Genomic DNA, 8,120 nt, shown 5'->3' with positions numbered 1-8,120 from the left:
AAGTGCGTTAACACTGAATCTGGACTACACTATTCCAGCAGCAAAATCATCATCTTCTGATATTTTAGGTAAGCCAGCGGGAACTTATACGCAAACAGTAACTTATACCGCGACTGCTTTATAATAAAAAACACATCAATTTTATAATAAAAAAACACATCTATATATATGCCCTCAGTACCTGAAAAGTACCGAGGGTTTTTCTGTTTATTATGTGAATAAACTGTGTAGTGATTTTACTACATGTACTTCCGTTTTCCACTACAAAGAAACTTTTATGACCGCTGTAGATTTGTAATGTTCAAAAGAGAACAGGTAAACAAGATTAACAATTAAATAATATTATCATGACAAAACAAATTGCAATCACAGCCTTAACTTTTGGAGCGATCATATTAGGAACTAATAATGTTCAGGCTCAAAATACTACTGCAACCACAGTTGTAAAAATTATCCTGAATGATGTCATCTCTATCGACGCAGGAAGTACTGCCATTGGTGGTATAGTTGCCTTTAACTATGCTACTGCAGCAGACTACAACTCTGATCAGACCATTACTAAAGCCAACTCTTTAAAAGTTACTTCCACGAAGAACTTTAATGTAAAGGTAAAAGCAGGGGGACCGAATTTCGTCAATGGTTCAAACTCGATCCCAGTGGATGTTTTGACAATCAAAGCTGCAGAAGCTCCCGGAAGTATGGGCGGAGCAAAAAACGAAGTGGTTTTATCCCCAGGAGAAAGAACCTTAGTATCCAATGCTCCTCTCGGAAGTGCATTAACACTGAATCTGGACTACACCATTCCAGCAGAGAAATCATCATCTTCGGATATTTTAGGTAAGCCAGCGGGAACTTATACGCAAACAGTAACTTATACGGCGACTGCTTTATAATAAAATTTTTAGTTTGTAAAGGCTTATTTTGCTACGTTTTCAGTAGTTTTGAGAATCTTTATTATTAAACTATTTACACCATGAACAAGTTTATTCACCTTTTCATTTTCTTTATTCTTACAGGATCTTCTTCACTTTTGGCACAAAGTATTTCTATGTCGCCTACAAGATTGTTTTTCACAGGTAATCCAGGAGAAAAAGTAACAAAGACAGTCACGCTTCAAAACAGCTCGGATAAAGATTATGTTTTTAATCTCAACTATAAAGATTGGGTTAGAGAAGAAGACGGAAATAAGGTTTATCTTGAAGCAGGCAGTTCAAAAACTTCCAATGCCTCCTGGGTGTCTACCTTAGAAAACACTGTAACAGTTCCTGCGAAAAGTACAAAGGAGATTGTAGTAACCATGCAAATTCCGGTAAACGCATCACAGTCTGTCGTTACAAACAGCATGCTGTTTTTCACACAGCTTCCTCAGCAGGCAGATAAGGCACGTATTCAGAATGGTATTGGTATTATCACCTTATTTGAGGTAGGACTTCACATCTTTTACACTCCACCGGGAAACCATGTGAAAAGTCTGGATATCACCAATATTTCAGAAGTGAAAAATGAGAATGCTGCGAATAGAAAAGTTGCTGTAAGCATCCATAATGATGGAAACACCATCAATGATGCCACCGTTGAGTTTGAACTCACCAATACAGACAGTGGTAAGGAAATAAAATTACCCGCAATTTCCATCTCTATGTTTCCGGATACCAATCAGGTTGTTCAGTTTTCTTTACCAGAGAACATTTCAGGGAACTTCCTTGGCGTGGTTATCGTCAAAATGGCCGAATCTAATGATTTACGTGTAGGAGAAAAAAACTTTAAATTTTAAAATTAAGCTTTGAAACCACAGAATGGAATATCAGTATCAGTACTAAGAAGAACAATCTTATTTTTTATATTTGTTCTTCTGAACTTTTCGTGGGCCTTTGCACAGGAAAAGAAGGATATACAAATCCATTTTGAAAATGACAGTGTAACTGTTGAAAAGGGTTCTACTTTTACTAATTTCCTGATCATTGAGAATAAAAGTTCTGAAGAGATGATGATTCAGAATATCAGCCCTCAGGAACAGTATCCGGGATTGCTTTTCTATCCCAAAACTGACTTTACCCTAGGCCCGGGTCAGTCTAAAAATCTTCCTGTGAAGCTGATCGCCAACGTGGATTTTATGAAGCTGAGATCCAATAAGATCCAATTTCAGGTTTCGTATGCCACTTCAAAGGTCACCAGAACTGAAAACGCCTCATTCTTCGCCGCTAAAGGTGAGAACAAAAACATCGCGATTTATACGGCTACCTACGAAAATTTTATTAACCCTGCTTTGCCCCAATCCTCAATTCTGCTGACAGTAGAAAATCAGGGGTATAGTAAACGTACCGTTAAGATTGATTTGCAGTCAATTCCGGATGGTCTGGAAATTTTGCCAAAACAGCAAACCTTATCTCTGGAAGGTTTAGAAAAACAAACGCTTGAAATTAAAATTGCCGTCAGAAAACAGAATACACTTTACCCGGAGTTTAATATTAATGCAATTGTCACAGATCTGCTTGATAATAAAATTGTGGGAAGCAACACGCTCTACTTGGTAATTTTATCGCACAACAGACAAATTGCCCGTGGAAACGAAGCGGCGAGTGGAAGTAACTTTGCGGAAATGAGCTATAATGAAAACAGTTCAGGGTTCAATTTTCTTCAATTGAGGGGAAACACAGCATTCCGTATGTCTGAGAATTTAAAATCACGCTTCAATATCGGTGCAGATTACTATTTTGAAGACGGCCTTTATAATGTGTATGATACCTGGCTGGAACTGGAGAGAAAATATACGGTTTTACGCTTGGGAAATGTTAATAGCAGCGATTACGACTACCCGGTTTTCGGAAGGGGAGGAAAAGTTTCTACCAGATTTGGTAACAGTAATCAGATTGAAGTTCTTGCGCTGGAAAGTAATTATAATCTGTATGGTACTTATTTCCAGCAAACAGAAGGATCTACCATGGTAGGTGCAAAATATGCTTTTGGAAATGCTAAATCTTTCAATGGAAAAATATCCTATATATTCGACCATGATCCACGCTTTAACGTAGATACACAGGTAGCGAACGCGGTAACATCATTGTTAATTAACGAAAAACATATCATCCGCACGGAGGTGGGAGTGAGCAACGAAAAAGGCCTTTTGAATAAAGACGAAAACACAGGAGCTTCCATGGGAGCCAATTACGAAGGAAAAATAGGGAAATGGGATATACAATCTTTCAATTCCTTTGCCACCAAAAGTTATGCAGGGATTAAACGGGGATCTTTTTTCTCAAATCAGAGGATCGGCCGCCAATTTTCTGCTGCTCAGCGTGCTTTTATACAATATCAGAATTCGCAGGTAGAACCCGAGTTCCTGAGTTTCCAGAGTGAACCTATCCAACCTGGGAATACCTCTAATTTGCGTTATTATTTCAACAGCACGGAAGCTTTGGGACTAGGGTATCAGTTTTCTTTAAAGAAGTGGAATTTCCTACTTTATCCAAAGGTTGAAAAACAAAAAACAGCTAATTTTTACACATCACAGGAACTTTTTTCTTACCGGTTGGAAGCCAATATCAGTACTACATTAGGTGCTCACGGATTGAACCTGACGGCGGAATATTCTTATTCAAAAGAGAATGATAATCCAGAATGGTTCAACAGTTTGAAAACGACTTTATCTTACAGATATAAATCATTCTCCCTCAATGGAACAGCCCAATGGAACGCGATCAGTGTCTTTGATTTAAATTCTTATTATGATGGAAACCATAATTTCGCCAACTATAATGTGTATGCCTCCTATAATTTCCAGATGTTTAATCATAATCTGACCGGATCTTTTTCAGCCGGGACTTTCTATTCGGAACTTTATAAAAATTTAAACAGCAATATCACCGGTAATCTGGAGTATAAGATTTCGCCTTCCTGGTCTACCACAGGGTATTTTAATCTTTCCGGTTATAAATCTACAGCTGAATATGCAACCAGTGGAAGCTATTACCAGTTTAGAGTGGGGATTAAAAAATATTTTACCACAGCAACAACTCTCGGAAATCATAAAGTGGCTTTCCAGTTCTTTGAAGATAAAAATTTTAATGGACTTCTGGAATCCGGCGAATCGGTACTTGCTAATGAAATTGTAAAACTGGACAATTATGTAGCGATAACAGATAAGAATGGAAAAGTAGTTTTTCAGAATGTCCCAGAAGGAACTTATACACTAAAAATGAACGAAAGTGCAGGTGCCCGATTGATGATGGATCCAGTCATTATGGTGCATGCCAATATTAACCGTAAAGTAGGCTTGGTAAAAAACATCAGGGTAAGTGGAAAATTAACAGAGATCAGACAAGCTTATGATGTTCTGGAAACGGATGTAACCGGAATCGTGGTATATGCAAAAAGTGAAGAGGGTATGATCTATACTGCTGTGGTTAACCAAAAAAATGAGTTTGAATTTTTCCTGAAAGATGGAAAATACACGCTCTATATTGAAAATGACAAATACAGCTATACGCAACCCAGCCAAACTATTCAGGTGACAAAAGAAGGTTATTCAAAAACTGTGGTTTTTGAATATAAGAAGAAAGACACCACCATTAAGGTGAAAAAATTTTAAATTTAAAAGTATGAAAAAGATGAGGTCTTTTCTAATAGGAATTTTTACCGTATTGTTCGGGGCTGCGGTTACGAAAGCTCAGGATGTATATCTGTCGGTTCCTGAAAATAATATTTTTAACAGGAGCGAATTTACTTCAGTACCTACAAGAGTAATGACGAACGCCAACAGAACCAACTGGGATTATGCCTTTTTGGGATTACTCCCAACAGCTCCTACATTTACCTCTGTTTCCGGGCCCAATTTTACTCACTCTTCTTCCTCACTTACTTTACCCGGTTCCGCGCTTCTGTGGCAGTTGGAAAGTATGGGAGGACAGATGCCTTCTACTGGATTTTCAGGTTATTTACCAGGTTTTCAGTCTTTCAGTACAAGTGCTGTAAGATGGTTTGAACCACCATCCATCAGTCTGGGAGGAGGATTCAACCGGGGAAATATCAATTTTATCTTTAAAATTCCTGCCTCACAATTTAGTGCCAATGCCTTCCGGGCCGGGAATTACTCCATGGATATCACTCAGAATTATAATGACTTCACACCACGTAATTTTAAAACAATTTTAGTCATTCCTTCAGCTATAAAATGGGTTGCAAACTCTTTAACAAAATACATAGAAATATCTTCTTTGAATGACTACCGCAGTACAAGCACGCGAGTGTGGGATTTGGGGAATACAGAAATTGCAAATACGGTTGATTTTAATTTTTGGGCGAAAGCTGCTGCCACAAACATTCAGTTCACGTCCTCTAAAGGTGTTCCGGGAACCAGAAATATAGCAAACATTAAATTGGGTAGTAACGGATCTTCACTCACAACCAAAGCCTTATCTTCCGATTTTCAGAATTTTTCCGCGGCTAATTTCAGTGTAGTAGCAGGAAACAGAAACAACTTCATTCCACAGCTTTATGTGTCTGCGGAAGATTTTAAAAACTTCTTTTTTGAAGCCGGAACTTATACGTTTGATTTAAACTTCAATGCCAGCAGTACAGATAACTCCATTAACAGTTTGCAAAATACGGCTGTTCAGTTAAAGGTACTTCCTCTGTCGGAGATCACCATCCCCAGTTCTGGACGCAATGTAAACTTCAATTTTAATACCGCTGCCCATTACACCGATGGCCAGACACAAATGATTCCCAACCAAATCATGTTGTCCAATAATGAAAATTTTGAGCTCTATGTAAAATCGGACGAAAATTATTTTAAGAAAGGTGGTTTACAGACCAACATCAATTCAAATATTTTACAAATCGGCATAGATGGGAGTTCTGTAAATGTTCCTTTATCCAAAACTCCTCAGAAAATACTCTTTAACGGAGCTCCGGTTTTAGACCGGGGATTGAACGTAAGATATACCATATCACCTACGAATGCCCAAAGTTTGGTAGGGAAGGAAAATACTACTTACTCTATCAATGTTTATTATAGCTTTACGGCAATTTAACAATACTTTTTGAAATCAATCCTCTTATTTGCTGATGAAAAATTTCTCCATCAGTATAAATAAGGTGTATGTCTTCCAATAATTCGTTTTCTGAGTGCATTTTTTTACAGCATTTTATAGCTGTGGTTTCATCATGCAATTGGCAGAAAATACAAAACTGCCCAAAAATTTTCTGAAGTATCGCTATAGATACGTTTTCTTATTTTGATGATTTTTCTTTCATCAATCCGCTTCAATATCTGTAGATGTATTTTGGTAGTCCGGCTATCAATAATTGTCACTTCAGGATGCCATTTTTTATCTTGCATCATTCAGCTGATTGTGATCAGTAATCTATGATACTGTTCTATATTTCACTTTTCTCTATTTTCGATAATACCGGTAAACAGTCTGCCAGAGTCAAAATTCTCCTGGAATCTGATACAGCCATTTTGTGAGATAAACAGAACCTGTATTATTTCAGGTAAATCCCATTTGATTTTTTTTTAACCAATATGATATTTTTTTTAACTTGCTACCTTCTGGAAGAAAGGTCTGAACTATATGTTTTTAGTTACATTGAAGCAATATAACTCTTTCTGCCTTCTTTCAAAAAAATAACTCAAACAGCTTCTAAAACCATGATACTTAATTTATGAATGATTTAATCAACGAACTCCAATTAAAAATTGAAAGACTGGAAAACGAAATCAATTTCAAGAACGGATTGATCTCGATTTTGTCTCATGACTCAAAAGAACTGTTGGGAACCTTTCTGTGGCTTACAGAAGAGCTGGAGCAAAATACTATCAATGAGGAAGATTTTTTTAAGTTGTTGCCGCAGGTAAAACGAGATGCTCAGAAAAATCTGCAAACTATACAGGACACCATTGCCTGGCTAAAAACACAATACGGGGAATTTAAGATTAAACCCGTTAAAATCATGGTGATAGATCTTTTTCACTATTTGGAAGAAAAATATGCTGCTCGATTAAAAGAAAAAAAGATTAAGTTTTATTTTAAAGGAGATCACAATGCATTTCTTACAGGCGATCGCATGTTGCTCGAATATGTTTTAGACAAAATTTTCAACAACGCGGTAAAATATTCATTGCCAGGTCAAGATATTTATTTACAGGAAGTTACAGAAGGTGGTCAGGTTGAGCTTTCTATAATTGATTCCGGAACAGGCATCAATGAAAAGTATTTACCTGGGATCTATACTTATGGTAATCCTGTATTTCTGGGAACTGCGGGCGAGAAAGGAGTTGGATTAAGTTTGAAAATTGTAAAAAATTTTATATCCTTGCTTAATGGAAACATCCAAATCATTTCCACTGAAAATAAAGGCACCACAGTTTCCCTTTTTTTACGTAAATTTATAGAGTAATGGGTTTAAAAGTAAACATTCGCATTGTTGTAGCAGACGATCATGGTATCGTTCGGATGGGTTTGATACAGACAATTAAACGATTCAGACCCGATGCTATCATTTCAGAAGTAGAGGATTATAAATCGCTGTACAATTTAATTCTGAAAGAAGAATTTGATCTGGCCATTATGGACGTTAATATGCCTAATGGTACTGTTCAGGAAGCAATAGATTACATAAAAATTCACCAACCTGCATTAAAGACTTTGATATTTTCTTCCCAGGATGAAGAATTGTATGGAATGCGTTATCTGAAAATGGGTGCTGGTGGTTATCTAAGCAAGCTAAGCTCCACCGATGTAATTGAGACTGCTTTAACAGCGATGCTTAATAAAGGCCGATATGTCAGTGAGAATATAAAAGAAGCGATTTTTTTAGAATCACTAAACGGCTCTGTAAAAACTTCTCCCTTTGAAGCTCTATCAGACCGCGAATTGCAAATTGCCAATAAGCTTGCAGAAGGTCTTCCCCTCAAAGAAATTTCTAATCAGCTGAATCTCCATTCATCAACGATCAGTACATACAAAATCAGGTTGTTTGAGAAGCTTAAAATACGATCCATACCCGAATTGGTAGAGATTCTCAGGTTGTATAATCAGTAAATATTCTATCACAAAAATCTGATTGTGATTCAATCTCTGCTCCTTTGTACAAAGTTATTTTCAGAAACCCAATAG

General features: G+C 36.9%; 6 protein-coding genes and 1 pseudogene. All 7 read left to right on the top strand.

Annotated elements, in window-relative coordinates; all coding sequences use genetic code 11:
- A pseudogene (locus DEU39_RS24685) lies at positions 1-124 on the top strand (peptidoglycan-binding protein LysM); the annotation flags it as partial.
- A 223-nt stretch (positions 125-347) separates the two neighbouring features.
- Complete coding sequence (locus DEU39_RS08990; RefSeq protein ID WP_062671703.1) at positions 348-893, top strand: hypothetical protein; 546 nt, start codon at positions 348-350, stop codon at positions 891-893.
- A gap of 80 nt (positions 894-973) precedes the next feature.
- A complete protein-coding gene (locus DEU39_RS08985; protein WP_228436717.1) occupies positions 974-1,774 on the top strand; it encodes an Fn3-like domain-containing protein in 801 nt (266 codons plus the stop codon).
- A 9-nt stretch (positions 1,775-1,783) separates the two neighbouring features.
- A complete protein-coding gene (locus DEU39_RS08980; protein WP_228436715.1) occupies positions 1,784-4,588 on the top strand; it encodes a hypothetical protein in 2,805 nt (934 codons plus the stop codon).
- A gap of 10 nt (positions 4,589-4,598) precedes the next feature.
- Entirely contained in the window at positions 4,599-6,032 is a 1,434-nt protein-coding gene (locus DEU39_RS08975) for a hypothetical protein (RefSeq protein ID WP_120231682.1), read from the top strand.
- A 634-nt stretch (positions 6,033-6,666) separates the two neighbouring features.
- Positions 6,667-7,401, top strand: a complete 735-nt coding sequence (locus tag DEU39_RS08965) for a sensor histidine kinase (RefSeq protein WP_120231680.1) — start codon at positions 6,667-6,669, stop codon at positions 7,399-7,401.
- Complete coding sequence (locus DEU39_RS08960; RefSeq protein WP_062671712.1) at positions 7,401-8,045, top strand: response regulator transcription factor; 645 nt, start codon at positions 7,401-7,403, stop codon at positions 8,043-8,045. Before DEU39_RS08965 ends, DEU39_RS08960 begins: the two co-directional genes overlap by 1 nt.
- Positions 8,046-8,120 lie beyond the last annotated feature (75 nt).

The organism is Chryseobacterium sp. AG363 (assembly GCF_003610675.1).
GTDB classification, from domain to species: domain Bacteria; phylum Bacteroidota; class Bacteroidia; order Flavobacteriales; family Weeksellaceae; genus Chryseobacterium; species Chryseobacterium cucumeris.
This window is presented reverse-complemented; position numbering and strand designations above follow the sequence as displayed.

Coding starts and splice junctions, on each gene's coding strand:
- DEU39_RS08990 (WP_062671703.1), top strand. CDS start 348: ATGACAAAACAAATTGCAATCACAGCCTTAACTTTTGGAGCGATCATA.
- DEU39_RS08985 (WP_228436717.1), top strand. CDS start 974: ATGAACAAGTTTATTCACCTTTTCATTTTCTTTATTCTTACAGGATCT.
- DEU39_RS08975 (WP_120231682.1), top strand. CDS start 4,599: ATGAAAAAGATGAGGTCTTTTCTAATAGGAATTTTTACCGTATTGTTC.
- DEU39_RS08965 (WP_120231680.1), top strand. CDS start 6,667: ATGAATGATTTAATCAACGAACTCCAATTAAAAATTGAAAGACTGGAA.
- DEU39_RS08960 (WP_062671712.1), top strand. CDS start 7,401: ATGGGTTTAAAAGTAAACATTCGCATTGTTGTAGCAGACGATCATGGT.